The sequence below is a fragment of the Bradyrhizobium murdochi genome, from assembly GCF_000472965.1.
Lineage (GTDB): Bacteria > Pseudomonadota > Alphaproteobacteria > Rhizobiales > Xanthobacteraceae > Bradyrhizobium > Bradyrhizobium murdochi.
Genome location: NZ_AXAU01000016.1, coordinates 127,205 through 144,025 on the forward strand (window position 1 = coordinate 127,205; position 16,821 = coordinate 144,025).

Below are 16,821 nucleotides of genomic sequence, written 5' to 3' on the forward strand. Positions count from 1 at the left end.
GAAAACATCATTCGCTATTCGCCATTCGCCTCTTTCACTCCTCCTTAAATCCATACTCCGGCACATTGCCGCTCGCGCCGTAGTACTTATACGGCAGGAACTTTCCGGACATCGTGATCTTGACCCGGTCGCCCTTCGGATTGGCGACGCGCTCCAACGCCATGTCGAAATCGATCGCCGACATGATGCCGTCACCGAATTCCTCTTCGATCAGCGCCTTCCAGGCCGGCCCGTTGACCATCACCATTTCGTAGAAGCGGTAGATCAAGGGATCGGTCGGCGGCATCGGCGTGCCGGTGCCGCGCATCGGCACCTCGTTGAGCATCGCGACTTCCGCTTTCGATAGCCCGAATAATTCGCCGGCATTGGCGGCTTGCGGCTTCGTGAGCTTCATCTGGCCCATGATGGCGCCGACGATCAGCACTTCCGAATAGCCGCCAATCTTTTCGCAGATGTGTTTCCAGCTCCAGCCCTTCTCGCGCTTGATGTCGAGCAGCTTTTCGGTGAGATCTTCGCGCTTCATACCCTATCTCCTTATGTACTCGTCATGCCCGGGGGTGTCCCGGGCATCGATGTTTTTGCTTCGTATTGCCTAGGCAGACGTGGATGGCCGGGCCACGCTCGGCCATGACGCCTCAATCGAATCCTCCGCCTCGGCAGCCACTACCAGTTCCGGCTTGCCCGGCCGCACGACCGGCACGTTGCGCGGGTCATAATCAGTCACGGTGGCAGCAAACGTCTTGCTGCGGCTGACCAGGAAATCGACGATGTGATTGCGCAGCGCGTAATAGAGCGGATGGCGGTGCAGATCGATGCGGCCGCGATCCTTCGGCAGCGGATTTTCCACGATCTCGGCCAGCACGGCGCCCGGACCATTGGTCATCAGAAAAATCTTGTCGGCGAGATAGATCGCCTCATCGACATCATGGGTAATCATGAACGCCGTCTGCCCGGTCTCGAGGCAAATCCGCCGCACCTCGTCCTGCAACGTACCGCGCGTCAGCGCGTCCAGCGCCGAGAACGGCTCGTCCATCAGCATGATCTTCGGCGTGATCGAGAGCGCCCGCGCAATGCCGACGCGCTGCTTCATGCCGCCGGATAGTTCCGACGGCCGCTTGTGCTCGGAGCCGGTCAGCCCGACCAGATCGATGAACTTCTGCGCATGCGCCTTCACCTTGGCGCGATCCCAGTTGCGCCACTTCGAGGTCACGGCATAGGCGACGTTGCCGAGCACCGTGCGCCATGGCAGCAGCGCATGGCTCTGGAAGATCACGGCGCGATCGAGGCTCGTGCCTTCAATGGCCTGCCCGTCGACGATAACCGCGCCCTCGCTCGGTTGGTCGAGCCCCGCCAGGATGTTCAACACCGTGGTCTTGCCGCAGCCGGAATGCCCGATCACGCAGCCGAATTCGCCGCGCTTCATCGACAGCCAGAGATCCTCGAAAATCGTGGTCTCACCGCCACCCGCGCCCGGATAACGCCGCGCGATGCCCTCGATGGAAATGAACTTGTCGGTCATCGCCATCACTCCGGGAACGTGACCATGCGCGTAAACCGCGCCAGGATTTGGTCGAGCAGCATGCCGACGATGCCGATCATGAGGATGGCGATGATGACGTTGGTGATCGAGAGATTGTTCCACTCGTTCCAGACGAAGTAGCCAATGCCGGTGCCGCCCACCAGCATCTCGGCCGCGACGATCACGAGCCAGGCGATGCCGATCGAGATCCGCATGCCGGTGAGGATGGTCGGTGCGGCCGCCGGCAGGATCACCGTGAAGGCGCGCCTGACGGTACCGACTTCCAGCGTGCGCGCGACGTTGATCCATTCCTTGCGTACCGCGGCGACGCCGAACGCGGTGTTCAGGAGCATCGGCCACACCGAGCAGATGAAGATCACGAAGATCGCTGAGACCGAGGAATCCTTGATGGTGTAGAGCGCGAGCGGCATCCAGGCCAGCGGCGAAATCGGCTTCAGCACCTGGATGAACGGATCGAGCGCCTTGCTGATCAAGGGCGACATCCCGATCAAAAATCCGAGCGGAATGGCGACGATCACCGCGAGCAGATAGCCGAGGCCGACGCGCGCGATGGAATAGCCGAGCTGGATGCCAAGCCCCTTGTCGTTCGGCCCGTTGTCGTAGAACGGCTGCCTGAGATGCTCCCACAGCTTGGCGCCGACATCGAGCGGTCCCGGCATCGCCGATTTGCCCTGGGTGGCCGTCAGCCCCATCAACTTGGCGTATTCCGGCGACATGTTGCCGACAGCGCCCGTCGAGCGGGTGGCGAGATGCCAGATGCCGAGGAACGCCGCGAACAGCACGATCGAGACGACGGCGGCACGGAAACGAAGGGATGAGGTCATGACGACAAGCTCCGTGTCCCGGGCGCGGCGCAGCACGAAGCGCAGCGCAGTGGTGCGCCGCAGAACCGGGACCCACCGAGTGCGAGGCGGTCCCGGCCTAGCGAAGCAACGCTACGCACTCCGTGCTGCGCGCTGCATCGCATCCGGGTCACGAGAGCATCGCTCATCACGGCGCCTTCCTGATCTTGAAGCCGGCCAGATAGTCCTCCGGCTTCGCCGGATCGAACGTCTTGCCCATCACTGAGAAGCTCTTGGTGGTGGCGGCGGGCGGCGTCAGTCCTGCTTCCTTCATCAGCTTGGCGGCGTCGGTGGCGAGATAGACCTGCGCGGCGATGCCGGCATAGTCGATGTCGCCCTTGATCTGCCCCCAGCGCTTCATCTGGGTCATGATCCACACCGCAAACGACTGCCATGGGAACGGATCGAAATCGACGCGGTTCGGCTGCTGGACGATGTTGCCGAGCCCGTCGGCGAAGGTGCCGGTCAAAATCTGCTCCAGCACGATCGGCGGCTGGTTGAGATAGTTGGCCGGCGCGATTGCCGCCGCGATCTCCTTGCGGTTCTCCGCCTTGTGCGCGTACGCGGTGGCTTCAATGATCGATTTGAGCAGCGCGCCATAGGTATTCGGCATCGTGGTGACGAATTCCTTCGACGCGGCGAAGGCGCAGCACGGGTGCCCTTCCCAGATATCCTTGGTCAGGATGTGGATGAAGCCGGCGCCGTCAAACACCGCGCGCTGGTTCATCGGGTCGGGCCCGAGAAAGCCGTCGATGTTGTCGGCGCGCAGATTGGCGACCATTTCCGGCGGCGGCACCGCGCGGATCTGCACGTCGGCATCGGGATCGATGCCGTGCTCGGCAAGGTAATAGCGCAGCAGGTAATTGTGCATCGAATAGTCGAAGGGTACGGCGAACTTGAAACCCTTCCAGTCCTTCGGATTGCGCTTGTCCTTGTGCTTGATCGACAGCGTGATCGCCTGGCCGTTGATGTTTTCCACGGCCGGCATGGTGTAGGGAATCGGATTGGAGCCGGCGCCCATGGTGATGGCGAGCGGCATCGGCGACAGCATGTGGGCAGCGTCGTATTCCTTGTTGATGGTCTTGTCGCGAATGACGGCCCAGCCGGCGGTCTTGATCACTTCGACGTTCAGGCCGTTCTTGGCATAGAACCCCATCGGCGCAGCCATGATGATCGGCGTGGCGCAGGTGATCGGGATGAAGCCGACCTTAAGGTCTTTCTTTTCCAGCGGCCCGCCTTGCGCGAACGCTTCCGTCGCCGTCTTGAGCGGGAAGAATTGCGACAATGCCGCCGCTGCGGTTGCCGCGCCCACCGACTTCAAAAACGCGCGTCGCGCGACGTCCTGCGGGAACATCGCGCGCATCACGGCGGAAGCGACCACCCCTTCGTAGCGTTTCTGCTCGCTCTCGATGGCGGATTGGGCCTGCAGTTGGGCGGCCTGGTGCTCGGCCTCGCTGACATGCTGGCCGCAGCTACAGCCACCGGCATGAAGACGATGGTTGGGATCGAATGGATTGTCGAAGGTAGACATCAGCCCTCCTGCGCGACGTTGCACCCTAATTAAGCAAGGCACATGCCAGCCCGGCGCGCGGGCGACCGCGCTGATATCGCGGGGATTTTGCTGACATTGGCGATTACGAAAATTCGTGATACACGAAAATTCGTAGCTCGATTACGAGTTTTCGGAGTAATGATTGATGGATCTCGCGCTCGGTTCAACCGCTGCGCCGCAGGACGCTGAACTGCGCGCCGCCGCCTTCGAGTTCGCGATCGAGCCCGCGCTGCTGCTCGATCCCCATGCCGACCAGATCCTCGACGCCAATCCGGCGGCCTGCACCCTGCTCGGCTATGACCGCGCCTTGCTGCGCCAGACCAAGGCCAGCACGCTGCATGCCGGACAATTGCCTGCTCTGATCGTGTTCACGCAGGCCGTGCTCGACAAGGGCGCATACTGGACCAACGCGCTGACCCCGCGCCACGCGACGGGGCAAAGCCTGCGCCTGGAATATGCCGGCTCACTCGTGCCGTGCGAGGGCCGCTCGCTGGTGCTGCTCACGATGAGCGATCTCGACGCCCGCCGTCGGCGCTATGTCGACGCGGCGGCCGAAGACCACATGCGCGGCGGGATCGCGACCTGGCAGCGGGTCGAACGGGTCTTCCAGGATATCGAGCGCGAAAATCAGTTGATTCTGCGCGCCGCCGGCGAAGGCATTTACGGCGTCAACGCCGAGGGCAAGACCACCTTCGTCAATCCGGCCGCCGAGCGCATGCTGGGCTGGGGCGCGGAAGAATTGGTCGGCAAGGCAATCCATCCGATCGTTCATCACACCCATCATGACGGGCGGCACTATCCCGATCAGGACTGCCCGATTTACGCGGCATTTCGCGACGGCGCCGTGCACCAGGTCGAAGGCGAGGTATTTTGGCGCAAGGACGGCACGCCGGTCTGGGTCGAATATACCTCAACGCCGATCCGCGACCGCGGCGTCGTGGTCGGCGCCGTCATCGTGTTCCGCGACGTCAGCCAGCGCCGCGAGGCCGACGAGAAGCTGCATGCAGCGCTTGCCGAAGTCGATCGCCTGCGCGAGCGGCTGGAGCTGGAAAACGCTTATCTCCAGGAAGAAATCCGCATCGAGACCAACCCGCGCGGTATCATCGGCCAGAGCGAGGCGATCCAGAAGACGCTGCGCCAGGTCAAGCTGGTGGCGCCGACCACCGCCGCCGTCATGATCACCGGCGAGTCCGGCACCGGCAAGGAACTGATCGCGCGCGCCATTCATGAGGCGAGCAGCCGCCGTGACCGGCCGCTGATCCGCGTCAACTGCGCGGCGATCCCGCGCGAACTCTTTGAAAGCGAGTTCTTCGGCCATATCAGAGGCGCCTTCACTGGCGCGATGCGCGACCGCATCGGACGGTTCGAGCTCGCCGACGGCGGCACGCTGTTTCTCGACGAGGTCGGCGAAATCCCGCTGGAGCTGCAGGGCAAGCTCTTGCGCGTGCTGCAAGAGGGCAATTTCGAGCGCGTCGGCGAAGAGCGCACCCGCGCGGTCGACGTGCGCGTGATCGCTGCCACCAACCGCGATCTCAAGCAGGAAGTGCAACGCGGCCGGTTTCGCGAGGACCTCTATTTCCGGCTCAACGTCTTTCCGGTGGAATCGGTGCCATTGCGCGAACGCCGCGAGGACATCCCCCTGCTGGCGCAGCATTTTTTGACGCGCGAGAGCAAGGCGCTGAAATCGGAGCTTCGTCTGTCGGAGGGCGATGCGCGCCGACTTTCACGCTACGACTGGCCCGGCAACGTCCGCGAATTGCAGAACGTGATCGAGCGCGCGGCAATTCTCGCCCAGAACGGCCGCCTGCGCATCGACCTGCCCGATGTATCAGGCGCGCAACCCTCCCCCGGCGCGGCGCGCGTGAAAGCAGACAGCCGCCCCGTCGTCATGACATCGGCAGAGATGCGCGCCCACGAACGCGCCAACATTCTCGCCGCGCTTTCTGCCTGCTCCGGCAAGGTGTTCGGCCCCGGCGGCGCCGCCGAGATGCTCGACATCAAGCCGACCACGCTGGCCTCGCGCATCAAGGCGCTGGGAATTACGAATGCGCGCGGCTTGGCCGGCTAATTAGGGCGTGCACGTAAACTTCGGATTCCCACGGCAAAGCCGAAGGCACCCGGCTTGCGGCTTGTGGACCGGCAGCAGATATGACGGCTTCTTCAAACTAAGTTCTGGCTGTGAAAAAACTGAAGCTTCCATTTCTATCAGAACGGCACATCGGTTTTACGATCCCGAAAGCGGAAACGTTCTACATCTGCGATCATGATGTGGTTTGGCGAATCGCAATCGGATCGGATAATCCTGCCGTCGAGGTGACCGATCTTCAGCCCTATAAGTTCGTTGAAGACAGAGCGGATTTCTTGGGCTTGGTCTTTGACGGGTTGGCAGAGAATCAGCCGCTCTTACGCGTCGGCCCAAATGAAATCGTCTACGACTTCGACCCGAACAAGAACTTCGTCGCGGTCAAATACGTGACTACTGGACAAAGTGGGGAAATCCAGTTTCCGATCTTTTCCGGCGCATGGTTTGCTGCCTCTTTGTCGGATGATGGCTGCTATCTGGTTTTGGCCGAGCCAGACGAGATTGCGCTATACAAGGTTGCCTAACGTTTAGTGTTAGCCAGCAATGGGCGTGCCGAGCGATACATTCGACGGACGCTTGTGGCCAAGCCGACCGCCGTTTACATCCGCCTTTGACCAGTTGGAGACATCTACGTGACTAGGCGTCCGACCGACATAATCACGGCCATGCTTGCACCGCTTGTATTCTTTGAGGGGCGGTGCAAGGACAAGGAAACGTTTCGAAAATTGATTACACTGGCGAATGAGAGGTCGCGGCGCAAGGAGGCGCACGCCCTGTTTTCTGAGATTAGGAAGAAGACGCTAGCAGCAGAAAAGCGCGGCGATCAGTTAGCTCTGGCTCAATACGCCTTCGAAGAGATTTGCGCCAAGACGCTCTACAACGTGACGGGTGAGCCCGCGCCGTTCGATCCCGACTCTCCGTTTTGGGTCTTGCCGCTTGCGCTAGAATTGGGACAGATGCTCGGCACCACAGACGGTGGCGAGATAAGCCCCCTGTTGGCAACAAAATAGGTCTGCCGTCGGGCCCAAAGGCGACACGCATCAATGTTGGCTTGATAGTAGCCTTCCCAGCGAAAAGCGAACCTGACGTAATTACGAGTCCACGCGCTAGTAGCGTCGGCCGCCGACCGAGAACGACGAAGCGCCGGGCAGCGAGTTGAACTCGCTGTCGAGGCGGCCCGACTGCTGGACGTAGCCGACGCCGAGCGACAGGCTGAGATTCGACGTCGCCTGGAATTCGACGCCGGCATTCACGCTGGAGATCGGCAGCGTGCCGGACTTGGAGTCGAACGGCGCGAACGGGCCGCCGATGCCGGTATTGTATTTCAGCGTGTCGAACCCGGCATAGAAGGTGACGGGCAAGCCGCTATTCTTGAGGCTGTAGCCGAACTGCACGCCTTCGCTATAGAGCGAGCCGAACCCGCCGAACGCACTCTGGCTGAGGCCAGTGAGACCCATGTTGCTACGCTGGCTGCCGACAAAAAAGCCGTTCGAAAAATTGTAGCGCGCATAGGACGAGCCGTTTCCGACCTCGCGGAAGTCGAAGCTCGGAAAATTGCCGTAAGCGTTCGGGCTCTCGCCCACATCCCCGCTGAAACCCATCGGCCAGCCTGGAATCCAGTAATTCACCGGCGAGGCTTGAGCGTGAGCGGCGCGTGCGCCAAGGCACAGCGTCGCCGCGACCAATACGAGACCGAATTTGCGTGAAAACATCGACATCCGCGACCACCCGACTGCGCCGCGATTATACGCAGCGGATATCGGGAACGCCAGAGCGGCGCGATGGCGCGGTTCCACCTGTTGGCGATGTTGCAGCCCGATCCGGTCGAATCAGGCTGCAAACATCAAACCGGTCCTCACGCCGCCTTGGTGGTGAGCTTGGCCTCCATCGGCAGCCCCTCCTCGATCGGCAGCGCGGGATCGCGTGACCATTCGTTCCAGGAGCCGAAATACATCCGCACATCCTTCACGCCCGCGTTCTTCAAGGCGAGGAACGTGTTCGAGGCGCGCGCGCCCTTGAAGCAATAGAGATAGACCGGCGTATTCTGCGTGATGCCGACGGTGGCGCATTCCGCCAAAATCTCGTTCTTGGACTTGAAGCGCGGCCCTTCCGCGGTCGGCTTCATCATGCGGTACCATTCGAGCCAGACGGCGCCGGGGATGCGTCCCTTGCGCGGGCAGAAATCCTTCCCATACGGAGAAGAGCTTTCGCCGATCCACTCGTCGATGTCGCGCACATCGAGCAAGGCGATGCCGGGCTTGCCGACGGCGGCCAGCATGGTCTTGGCGTCGATCAGGATGTCGCCCGCTTCAGGCAGAACCGAGAACGACGCCTTCACCGGCGACGGCACGTCCTCGGTCACCGGCAGGCCTGCCGCCGCCCAGGCATCGTAACCGCCATGCAGCACCTTGACCTTGGGATAGCCGAGCATGGTCAGCAGATAGTATCCGCGGCAGGACTGCCCAAAGCCGGAATTCATCGACTGCTCGTAGATGACGGCGGTCTCCTTGCCCGAAAGCCCGGCGGCGCCAAACGCATCGGCGAATTTCGTCTTCAGTTCGTGAATACCTTCCGGCGTCGAAGTCGCGAGATAGGTGAAGATTTCATGGACGTTGACGGCGTTCGGGAGATGCCCCGCGCCGTAAGCCTCGGGATTGCGGGTGTCGATGACGACACACGGCTCTTGCTTGAGGAATTCCGCGAGTTCGCCGGCAGTAATCAGAACGTCCGTCATGGCAGGCCTCTCCTGTTTCGTGGTTGCGGGTTGGGGTCGATCGGAAATCCCTTTAGTGCTCGTCGCCGGCCAGCATCTTGCGCAACTGCTTGGTGGCGGGCGTGACGATGGCGACGAAATAGGCTTCGCGCAGCCGCCGCTGGGCGCGGTGGCTCTTTAGGTAACCCCGCGCGCCGCAATGAAGCATCGCGGCATGCGCAGCCGCGACGCTGGCGTCGCCGAGCCGGAGCCGAAGCGCCACCACGCGCCGCCAATAGCTGTCGTCGGAATTGTAGGGGTCGCGCGCCAGCGCCATCGTCTCCTTCTCGAACTCGGCATGGAGTTCACGGAACTGAATAGGCTGTTGCGGCAAATAGCGATTGATATGGCTCAAGGGCGCGTCGACCTCGTCCATGATCTGAATGCAATCCTTGATCAGGCCGAGCGCCATGCCAGCCTGCAGCAGGATGAAGCCGGCGCGGATTTTCTTCACGAACGGTCCCGCCGGTTCGGCGAGGATCAGCTCATCCGGCACGAAGACGTCGCGGAACTGCACCGCATAGGTGCCGGTGCCATCCATCGCGAGAAATGGTTTGCATGGCTGCAGCGTGATCGCGGGATCGGAGCAATCGGCAAGGAACATGACGATGCCGCCGCCCTCATCCTCGCGCTCGAAGATGGTGCCGAAGAAATGATCGGGACCGAGGTTCGACACCCAGGGCAACGCGCCGCGCACGATATAGCCGCCCTCGACTCTCCGCCCCCTCAGCTTCAACTTTTCGATGCCGAAAAAACTCTTCATCGGGTTGGAGAGCCCGGTGCCGCCGAGAATCTCGCCGCTGGCAAACTTGCCGGCGAATTTGGCAACGAGTTCTGGATTGTTTGAATTCGAGGCGTACCAGACCAGCGTGTTCTGGCACCACGCCATGAAGGCAGTGGCGCCGCAGACCTCGCCGACCGCCGCGATCGATTGAATGGCGCAGCGCAGGTCGGCCATGCCATTCGCTGGCTGGTGACTGCCCCATGCACCGACGTGCCCGAGCCGCCGCAGCAACGCATCCGGATAGACGGCGCCCTCGTCGATGGCCGCGGCCTGGGGTGCGAGTTCTCTACGCGCAATCGCCGCGACCTGATCCACGATCGATGCCGCGGGGAGATCTTCGGCAACTGCGAGCCGCGATACCGCCACTGAACCCATGAGATCCTCCGCACCCCAGTGCTTGTTGCGACTGCTTATGCGCTGACTTCGAGATTGACCGGCCGCGTAAAGGTGTTGGCGACCGGCGACCATTTCTTGACGTGGGCGACCAGCGCATCGATCTCGCTCTTCGGAATGCCCTCGCATTCCATGTCGACCTTGACGCGCACATCGGTGAAGCCGACCGGCTTTTCGCTGACGTCGCCGGTGCCCCACACCGCCGTGATATTGAGGTCGCCTTCGAGCTCGAGTTCGAGCTTGTTGACGATCCAGCCGCGGTGCACGGCGTTGGCGTGCAGGCCGACCGCAAGGCACGAGCCGAGCGCGGCGAGCGAGGCTTCGGAAGGATTCGGCGCGGTGTCATCGCCCAAAAGGCCCGGCGGCTCGTCGACGATGTAGGGCGCGAGATTGCGGATGTAGTTGGCGTGACGGAACTTGCCCTCCGCCACCGTCCTGCACTTCAAGGTCTTGATGACCTTCGGATTGGCCTTGCCGTTGGCGATGAGCTGCTCCAGCCCGTTTTTGTCGATCGGGGCCAGGCAGCCCGTGAGCACCGTTTTTTGAGCGACCGCGGTCATCATTTCTCTCCCTTGGGTAGGATACCGAACGTTCTGTTTCCTGCATGAAGCGTGCCAGATCAGGCCGAAATCAAAAGCCGAACGTCTCTCGTCGCTTAGTGCGCCTGCCCGGAAATTGGTCAGCGCCGTGCTGCTCAGGCGCGAAGCAATTGCCGCGTGCTTGCGATTATTTTCGGCGCAAAGATGCGGCTTGATGATTGCGCCGCGCTCCGATTAACTGCGGCGCATGGGCAAATCAGTTTCCAAGCGGAAAGCTGTCGCGGCGTCGGCCACAGGCGACGAGGAGTCCGCGCGCGGCCGCCTGCTCAGCGCGGCGACGCATCTGTTCTGCAAAAACGGCATCAACGCTACCGGCATCGATGCGATCATCGACGAGGCCGGCACGGCGAAGACCACGCTCTACAAATTGTTCGGATCGAAGACCAACCTCGTCAACGCTGTGCTGGAAAGCGAAGGTAAGGCCTGGCGCGAATGGTTCATCGGCGCGATGGAAAATGGCGGCGGCGATGCGCAGACGAAGCTGAAGCGGATTTTTCCGGCGCTGAAGCGCTGGTTCGCCGAAGAACGCTTCTATGGCTGCCCCTTCATCAATGCGGTTGCCGAGCACGACAAGGACGCCAAGCAGTTCCGCAGTATTGCGCTGCGCCACAAGAAGGTGGTGCTGGCGCACATCGAAAAGCTCGCCACTGAGATGGGCGCGGCCGAGCCGCAGGTGCTGGCCCATCAACTCGCGCTGTTAATAGACGGCGCCATCGTCGCCGCCATGGTCACGCGCGATCCCGCCGTCGCGGATACTGCAGGGCTTGCGGCGGCCAATCTGTTCGGGCCTTCCAGGGTGAAGAAGACGAAGCGCGCCGGTAACCCTGCGGAGCTTGTCGCCGTCTGAGGCGAGCTACAGCGATGCGGAATCCGTAACGACAAGACTGCGCGCCAGCACCACCCCGCCGGCCAGGATCAGGCCCACACCTGCGATGCGGCTGAGCCACGGGCTGCGTGCCAGCAGTTTCTCGAAGGCGACATAGATCGCGACCGCCGCGATCCACACCAGGTTCATCACGCCGGCAACGAACAGCAGCGCCATCAAAAACCAGCAACAGCCGACACAGTAGGTGCCGTGCCGAAAACCCATGCGCAGCGCGCCCATGGCGCCCGGTTGCCAATAGCGGCTGAGAAAGAACACCGGGCTTTGGCAGTAGCGCAGGCACGCGCGCTTGACCGGTGTGAGCTGATAGAGCCCGGCGGCAACCAGGATGATCCCGGCGAGTATGCTGCTGGTGCTCGCCATCATGCCGGACAGCAGCCCGGCCTGGTCGAGTGCCCACTGCACCGCGACCGCGGCGAGGCTAAAGCCGGCCCATATCAGGAGATAGCCGGCGAGAAAGAGCCAGCTCGTGAAGACGGGATTTTCGATCGCCTGCCTGCGCTTGATTGCCGTAAACAGCAGCACCATTGGCGCCGCGCTCGGCACCATCATCGCGATCATCATCACCCACCACATCGCAAATATCAGCATAGCCTGCGAGGGCGACCATGGCTCGGGGTCCATTGGCATGTCGGCCATGCTCATGTCGATGCCGGCGCCGGCGACCAGATAGCCCCAGGCGAAGGCGACGACGGCAGCCATGCCGAATGCCACGATCAGGCGATCGTGGCGCAAAGCCTGTTCAAGCGCAGAGGTCCCGGACATGGACTTAACCTCCGCCACCGAGCCGGCGCGTCGAAATGCCGTCTCCGATGCAGCGCTAGTTCTACTGCGTCATAACTGCTCAAACCCCTCATCCTGAGGAGCCCGCAGTGCGGGCGTCTCGAAGGATGTAGGCCACAGACGGGGCCTCATGGTTCGAGACGCGCTTCGCACTCCTCACCATGAGGGACTTGTGACCCAGCCGCGCTAAGCCGCGACGCCTTCCGGCGTCTGCACGACGTTCGCCAGCGAACTATGCGACCCCTTGGTGTCGAACTTGATTGCACCGGTCGAGCGGATGTTGGCCGAAGCAATCTCGGCAGAGATGTGTTCGAAGCCCTCGGGCACCACGACCTGGATGCGATGAGGCTGTCCGGTCACCGGATTCTTGATCGGCTCGACCTCGGTCTCAAGAACGCCCTTGGCCACCATGCGCGCGACGCGTCCATCCTTGTCGAACGAAAACTCGAAGGGCACGAACAGCGGTTCGTGCATCTTGGTTACGATCAGGCTGAGGATCTGAAACAGCGTGCCTTCGGCGGAGTTCTGGCCCGACATGATCTTGAAAAGCGCTTCGCGTTGTTCGGGTGTGGCACGCTCGTCGATGATCGGCTGTAATTGGCCGTTGCCCTCATGCAGCGCTCCGGGAAAATCAACGGTCGCCGCGAAGACCATGCCGTCGAGATTTGTTTTCTCGAAATGTCCTTTGGTGATCCTCATGCCGACCAGGCCCTTGCAATAGCCCTCGGTCGGCCGCGCGTTGAAATCGCACGGACAGCCAAACGCGCAATTGCAGTTCTTGATCCATTCGCCTTCGAGACGCCAGTCAGATGTCGCCATCGCACACCTCCTTTTGCGTTATCGATTGGACTGCAGCCGCTTGAACGCGAGCTTACTCCGTTTGCGCGCCAAGGGACAGCGACCCGTAGGGTGGGCAAAGCGGAGAGTGCCCACCATTCAAGACAACGATGCCGACAAATAGTGGGCACGGCGCTAACGCGCCTTTGCCCACCCTATGGCTTTCTCAAGCCGCGCCAGTTCCGTCGCCAGATCCCGCTCAACATCGGCCACCCGCATCTCGATCACGCGGTAATCCCGTGCCTCCAGCCACGCCTTCCGCCCGGCGCGGTCGGCGACAATTGTTTCCGTCTCGTTCGGGTTGACCAGTTCGATCGCGAGGCGATGCACGAAGGAAACGAAATCGGGGATGTGGCGCCCGACCGGGGTCTGGCGCTTGAACTGGCCGGCAAAGCGGCGGTCGCGGGTCAAGGCCTGCCAAAGGATGCGCTCGGCATCGGTCGGGTTGCGCCGAAGCAGCCGTGCTAGGCCGCGCACGGTAGAGCTGTCGCCAGGCACCGCGGGGCCCTGCCCGTGCTCGGCCAACAGCGCCCGCAGCCTTGTCGCCTGTTCACCGTCGAGCACGCCGCCCTTGGCCGGTCCTTTGCGTCCCTCGGCGATCGCCATCACCACGCCGTGCAAAGTGTGCATGTCCTGCTTGGTCGGGTCCATCCGGGTGAAAATATTGCGCAGGTTCACCAGCATAGTTTCGCGCTTCTCGCGCGGGCGGAGGAATTCGACCTTGTCGAGTTCCCGAACCAGATTGTCGAAGAAGGCCTGCATCTGGTGCTGCGAGGCCGGCTCCGACCGTTCCGGCATCGCGAACGGCAGTGCGCCGCCGGTCGACAGCTTGAACCACTCGTAGCCGATCAGCAGCACCGCCTGCGCCAGATTGAGCGAGGCGAAGCCGGGATTGACCGGAAAGGTGATGATCCGGTTGGCGAGCGCCACCTCCTCGTTCTGCAGCCCGTACCGCTCGCGGCCGAACAGGATGCCGGCCCCGCCGCCACTTCCGACATGAGCCACGATCTCGCTTGCCGCCGCTTCCGGCGAGACAACGGGCTTGGCCTGGTCATGGGCGCGGGCGGTGGTCGCGAACAACAGTGTGAGATCGGCGACCGCCTGCTCCACCGTGTCGAACAACTGCGCCTGTTCCAAAATCTGGTCCGCGCCGGCGGCGGCCCGTTGCGCCGCGATGTTCGGCCAGCCGTCGCGCGGATTGACGATCCGAAGGCGCGACAGCGCAAAATTGCCCATCGCCCGCGCGGCCATACCGATATTCTCGCCGAGCTGCGGCTCGACGAGGATCACAATGGGTCCGGCTAAGTCCAACCCAGACTTGGTTTTATCGGTGCCGGACATTTCTCAAACTCACTTTCTGCTTCAAGTCTTGAAGATTTGGGTCGACTTGCGGAGCGCCTGATTCAAAACCTCGGCGTTGGCCGCTTTTCACCAAAGCAGTCGGAATTCTCAAGCAAAATAACAGGGTTAGTGTGGCTGTTTCTCACGGGATCGAAACTTCAAACCCCTTGCTCGCCATCTGCGCCAAGATCGCGACCCTCACCTGGCGGCGGACCGACGCCAGCCTACCGGGCGCCCTGATCTGCGGCCTGTTCGTGACCTGGTACGTGGTGGCCGGGACGGCGACGCAGGCGGCGTTCCGATCTAAAGGATGGGTTGAAAGTGCATAACGGCTCGGCTTCCGCCGGCCGATTTGCGGTGCTATAGCCCCGCCTATAATCACCCACCCCGCCCCAAACGCGCGGTTTTCCGAGAAAAGGCCCCCTCCATCATGGCAAAAATCAAGGTGACCAACCCCGTCGTCGAACTCGATGGCGACGAGATGACCCGGATCATCTGGCAGTACATCAAGGACAAGCTGATCACCCCGTTCCTCGATGTCGAACTGCTCTATTTTGACCTCGGAATGGAGTACCGCGACCAGACCAACGACCAAGTCACGATCGACGCCGCCAACGCCATCAAGAAGGTCGGCGTCGGCGTCAAATGCGCCACCATCACTCCGGATGAAGCCCGGGTGAAGGAATTCGGCCTGAAGGAGATGTGGAAGTCGCCGAACGGCACCATCCGCAACATCCTGGGCGGCGTGATCTTCCGCGAGCCGATCATCTGCAAGAACGTGCCGCGCCTGGTTCCCGGCTGGACCAAGCCGATCATCATCGGCCGCCACGCCTATGGCGACCAGTACCGCGCCACCGACTTCAAGTTCCCGGGCAAGGGCACGCTGTCGATGAAATTCGTCGGCGAAGACGGCACCGTCATCGAGAAGGAAGTGTTCAAGACCCCGGGCGCCGGCGTGGCGATGGAAATGTACAATCTCGACGATTCCATCATCGATTTCGCCCGCGCCTCCTTCAATTACGGCCTGCTGCGCGGCTACCCGGTCTACCTCTCGACCAAGAACACGATTCTCAAGGTCTATGACGGCCGCTTCAAGGACATCTTCCAGGACATCTACGACCGCGAGTTCAAGAAGGAATTCGAGGCCAAGCGGCTCACCTACGAACACCGCCTGATCGACGACATGGTTGCCTCCGCGCTGAAGTGGTCCGGCGGCTACGTCTGGGCTTGCAAGAACTACGATGGCGACGTGCAGTCGGATACGGTCGCGCAGGGCTACGGCTCGCTCGGCCTGATGACCTCGGTGCTGCTGACGCCCGATGGCAAGACGGTGGAAGCCGAAGCCGCGCACGGCACGGTGACCCGGCACTACCGCGAGCATCAGAAGGGCAAGGAGACCTCGACCAATTCGATCGCGTCGATCTTCGCCTGGACCCGTGGCCTCGCCCACCGCGCCAAGCTCGACAACAACCCGCAGCTAGCAAAATTCGCCGACACGCTGGAAAAGGTCTGCGTTGCGACCGTCGAGGAAGGCTACATGACCAAGGACCTCGCGCTGCTGGTCGGCGCCGACCAGCGCTGGCTGTCCACGACTGGTTTCCTCGACAAGGTTGCTGCCAATCTCGAGAAGGCGATGGCGGCATAAGCCGCCTTCGTAATTCGCGAAGTCATATCCACGTCATTGCGAGGAGCAAAGCGACGAAGCAATCCATCAAGCAGTTATGCCGCTGTGGATTGCTTCGCTGCGCTCGCAATGACGACGTTGCCAACGACGGAGAACCACTATGTCGTTGCTTAAGAACGTCGCGCTTCCGGTTTTCTGTTTAGCCGCCTCGCTCGTCCCTGCCTCCGCCCAAACCCCTCTTCCCGACGCCGTCGCGGCGCTGGGAGAAAAAACCGAGCTCACCCTCCACGCCGAGGGCGCGCAGGTCTACGAATGCAAGGCTGCCGCCGACGGCAAGCTTGCCTGGGCGTTCCGCGAGCCGATCGCGACTCTGCTGCTCGACGGCAAGACCGTCGGCCGGCACTACACCGGCCCGAACTGGGAGCACATGGACTCAAGCGCCGTCGTCGGCAAGGCCGTCGGCAACGCCCCCGGCGCGACGGCGAACGATATTCCCTGGCTGAAGCTGGAAGTGACGTCCGGCCGCGGCACCGGAGTGCTCAACGGCGTCACCACCGTGCAGCGGATCAACACGACAGGCGGAAAACTCGAAGGCGCCTGCGACAAGGCAAGCAGCTATCGCAACGTGCCCTACTCCGCGGACTACGTGTTCCTTCGCAAGGGCTGACGGCTTTTCCGTCTTGGCCGGGCTAAGACTTATCCGCGTCATTGCGAGCGAAGCGAAGCAATCCATTTCGCCACAAGCGGAGACATGGATTGCTTCGTCGCTAGCGCTCCTCGCAATGACGAGGCGCGACTAAGCTCGCGG

Annotated in this window: 17 protein-coding genes; 6 read left to right on the forward strand and 11 right to left on the reverse strand. The window is 62.1% G+C overall.

Annotated features, from left to right (window positions below):
• Positions 1-34 precede the first annotated feature (34 nt).
• The 4 genes from cynS to YUO_RS0126575 all read right to left on the reverse strand — a co-directional run bounded on the left by cynS (position 35) and on the right by YUO_RS0126575 (position 3,913).
• Positions 35-523, reverse strand: a complete 489-nt coding sequence (cynS, locus tag YUO_RS41840) for a cyanase (RefSeq protein WP_049820198.1) — start codon at positions 521-523, stop codon at positions 35-37.
• Between the two features lie 69 nt (positions 524-592).
• Complete coding sequence (locus YUO_RS0126565; RefSeq protein ID WP_028349993.1) at positions 593-1,519, reverse strand: ABC transporter ATP-binding protein; 927 nt, start codon at positions 1,517-1,519, stop codon at positions 593-595.
• Positions 1,520-1,524: 5 nt separating this feature from the next.
• Positions 1,525-2,364 (reverse strand): nitrate ABC transporter permease, encoded by an 840-nt coding sequence (ntrB, locus tag YUO_RS0126570; RefSeq protein ID WP_028349994.1) that lies wholly within the window; start codon positions 2,362-2,364, stop codon positions 1,525-1,527.
• Positions 2,365-2,530: 166 nt separating this feature from the next.
• A complete protein-coding gene (locus YUO_RS0126575) occupies positions 2,531-3,913 on the reverse strand; it encodes a CmpA/NrtA family ABC transporter substrate-binding protein (RefSeq protein WP_028349995.1) in 1,383 nt (460 codons plus the stop codon).
• Positions 3,914-4,079: 166 nt separating this feature from the next.
• Here YUO_RS0126575 and YUO_RS0126580 point away from each other — a divergent pair, with 166 nt between their 5' ends.
• The 3 genes from YUO_RS0126580 to YUO_RS41845 all read left to right on the forward strand — a co-directional run bounded on the left by YUO_RS0126580 (position 4,080) and on the right by YUO_RS41845 (position 7,027).
• Positions 4,080-6,002 (forward strand): sigma 54-interacting transcriptional regulator, encoded by a 1,923-nt coding sequence (locus YUO_RS0126580; RefSeq protein ID WP_028349996.1) that lies wholly within the window; start codon positions 4,080-4,082, stop codon positions 6,000-6,002.
• 110 nt (positions 6,003-6,112) lie between these two features.
• The gene (locus tag YUO_RS0126585) at positions 6,113-6,541 is read left to right on the forward strand and encodes a hypothetical protein (protein ID WP_028349997.1); all 429 of its coding nucleotides are present in this window, start codon (positions 6,113-6,115) and stop codon (positions 6,539-6,541) included.
• 141 nt (positions 6,542-6,682) lie between these two features.
• Positions 6,683-7,027: a hypothetical protein gene (locus tag YUO_RS41845; RefSeq protein ID WP_051379669.1), complete on the forward strand. Its 345-nt coding sequence runs from the start codon at positions 6,683-6,685 to the stop codon at positions 7,025-7,027.
• A gap of 96 nt (positions 7,028-7,123) precedes the next feature.
• Here YUO_RS41845 and YUO_RS0126595 read toward each other — a convergent pair whose 3' ends face one another.
• From YUO_RS0126595 to YUO_RS0126610, 4 genes are all read right to left on the reverse strand, one after another.
• Complete coding sequence (locus tag YUO_RS0126595) at positions 7,124-7,735, reverse strand: hypothetical protein (protein WP_028349998.1); 612 nt, start codon at positions 7,733-7,735, stop codon at positions 7,124-7,126.
• Positions 7,736-7,872: 137 nt separating this feature from the next.
• Positions 7,873-8,751 carry a sulfurtransferase gene (locus YUO_RS0126600; protein ID WP_028349999.1) on the reverse strand — a complete coding sequence of 293 codons (879 nt, stop codon included), beginning with the start codon at positions 8,749-8,751 and terminating at the stop codon, positions 7,873-7,875.
• A 52-nt stretch (positions 8,752-8,803) separates the two neighbouring features.
• Positions 8,804-9,928: an acyl-CoA dehydrogenase family protein gene (locus tag YUO_RS0126605; RefSeq protein WP_028350000.1), complete on the reverse strand. Its 1,125-nt coding sequence runs from the start codon at positions 9,926-9,928 to the stop codon at positions 8,804-8,806.
• A 35-nt stretch (positions 9,929-9,963) separates the two neighbouring features.
• A complete protein-coding gene (locus YUO_RS0126610; protein ID WP_028350001.1) occupies positions 9,964-10,506 on the reverse strand; it encodes an OsmC family protein in 543 nt (180 codons plus the stop codon).
• Between the two features lie 226 nt (positions 10,507-10,732).
• Between YUO_RS0126610 and YUO_RS0126615 the strand changes: the two genes are divergently transcribed.
• Positions 10,733-11,392: a TetR/AcrR family transcriptional regulator gene (locus tag YUO_RS0126615; RefSeq protein WP_028350002.1), complete on the forward strand. Its 660-nt coding sequence runs from the start codon at positions 10,733-10,735 to the stop codon at positions 11,390-11,392.
• Positions 11,393-11,398: 6 nt separating this feature from the next.
• Here the strand turns inward: YUO_RS0126615 and YUO_RS0126620 are convergent, their stop codons facing one another.
• From YUO_RS0126620 to YUO_RS0126630, 3 genes are all read right to left on the reverse strand, one after another.
• Positions 11,399-12,193, reverse strand: a complete 795-nt coding sequence (locus tag YUO_RS0126620) for a DUF2182 domain-containing protein (protein ID WP_028350003.1) — start codon at positions 12,191-12,193, stop codon at positions 11,399-11,401.
• A gap of 204 nt (positions 12,194-12,397) precedes the next feature.
• Positions 12,398-13,030, reverse strand: a complete 633-nt coding sequence (locus tag YUO_RS0126625; protein ID WP_028350004.1) for a DUF1326 domain-containing protein — start codon at positions 13,028-13,030, stop codon at positions 12,398-12,400.
• Positions 13,031-13,183: 153 nt separating this feature from the next.
• Positions 13,184-14,389, reverse strand: a complete 1,206-nt coding sequence (locus YUO_RS0126630) for a TrmJ/YjtD family RNA methyltransferase (protein ID WP_028350005.1) — start codon at positions 14,387-14,389, stop codon at positions 13,184-13,186.
• A gap of 430 nt (positions 14,390-14,819) precedes the next feature.
• Here YUO_RS0126630 and YUO_RS0126640 point away from each other — a divergent pair, with 430 nt between their 5' ends.
• Together YUO_RS0126640 and YUO_RS0126645 are read left to right on the forward strand one after the other, a co-directional pair.
• The gene (locus tag YUO_RS0126640) at positions 14,820-16,034 is read left to right on the forward strand and encodes an NADP-dependent isocitrate dehydrogenase (RefSeq protein WP_028350006.1); all 1,215 of its coding nucleotides are present in this window, start codon (positions 14,820-14,822) and stop codon (positions 16,032-16,034) included.
• Between the two features lie 139 nt (positions 16,035-16,173).
• A complete protein-coding gene (locus YUO_RS0126645) occupies positions 16,174-16,680 on the forward strand; it encodes a DUF3455 domain-containing protein (protein WP_028350007.1) in 507 nt (168 codons plus the stop codon).
• Positions 16,681-16,821 lie beyond the last annotated feature (141 nt).

Excerpts from the sequence above, each read along its gene's own strand:
- YUO_RS0126645 (WP_028350007.1), top strand. The coding sequence starts at position 16,174 with ATGTCGTTGCTTAAGAACGTCGCGCTTCCGGTTTTCTGTTTAGCCGCC.
- ntrB (WP_028349994.1), bottom strand. The coding sequence starts at position 2,364 with ATGACCTCATCCCTTCGTTTCCGTGCCGCCGTCGTCTCGATCGTGCTG.
- YUO_RS0126625 (WP_028350004.1), bottom strand. The coding sequence starts at position 13,030 with ATGGCGACATCTGACTGGCGTCTCGAAGGCGAATGGATCAAGAACTGC.
- YUO_RS0126595 (WP_028349998.1), bottom strand. The coding sequence starts at position 7,735 with ATGTCGATGTTTTCACGCAAATTCGGTCTCGTATTGGTCGCGGCGACG.
- YUO_RS0126640 (WP_028350006.1), top strand. The coding sequence starts at position 14,820 with ATGGCAAAAATCAAGGTGACCAACCCCGTCGTCGAACTCGATGGCGAC.
- YUO_RS0126610 (WP_028350001.1), bottom strand. The coding sequence starts at position 10,506 with ATGACCGCGGTCGCTCAAAAAACGGTGCTCACGGGCTGCCTGGCCCCG.
- YUO_RS0126565 (WP_028349993.1), bottom strand. The coding sequence starts at position 1,519 with ATGACCGACAAGTTCATTTCCATCGAGGGCATCGCGCGGCGTTATCCG.
- cynS (WP_049820198.1), bottom strand. The coding sequence starts at position 523 with ATGAAGCGCGAAGATCTCACCGAAAAGCTGCTCGACATCAAGCGCGAG.
- YUO_RS0126575 (WP_028349995.1), bottom strand. The coding sequence starts at position 3,913 with ATGTCTACCTTCGACAATCCATTCGATCCCAACCATCGTCTTCATGCC.
- YUO_RS41845 (WP_051379669.1), top strand. The coding sequence starts at position 6,683 with ATGCTTGCACCGCTTGTATTCTTTGAGGGGCGGTGCAAGGACAAGGAA.
- YUO_RS0126580 (WP_028349996.1), top strand. The coding sequence starts at position 4,080 with ATGGATCTCGCGCTCGGTTCAACCGCTGCGCCGCAGGACGCTGAACTG.
- YUO_RS0126600 (WP_028349999.1), bottom strand. The coding sequence starts at position 8,751 with ATGACGGACGTTCTGATTACTGCCGGCGAACTCGCGGAATTCCTCAAG.
- YUO_RS0126615 (WP_028350002.1), top strand. The coding sequence starts at position 10,733 with ATGGGCAAATCAGTTTCCAAGCGGAAAGCTGTCGCGGCGTCGGCCACA.
- YUO_RS0126620 (WP_028350003.1), bottom strand. The coding sequence starts at position 12,193 with ATGTCCGGGACCTCTGCGCTTGAACAGGCTTTGCGCCACGATCGCCTG.
- YUO_RS0126630 (WP_028350005.1), bottom strand. The coding sequence starts at position 14,389 with ATGTCCGGCACCGATAAAACCAAGTCTGGGTTGGACTTAGCCGGACCC.
- YUO_RS0126605 (WP_028350000.1), bottom strand. The coding sequence starts at position 9,928 with ATGGGTTCAGTGGCGGTATCGCGGCTCGCAGTTGCCGAAGATCTCCCC.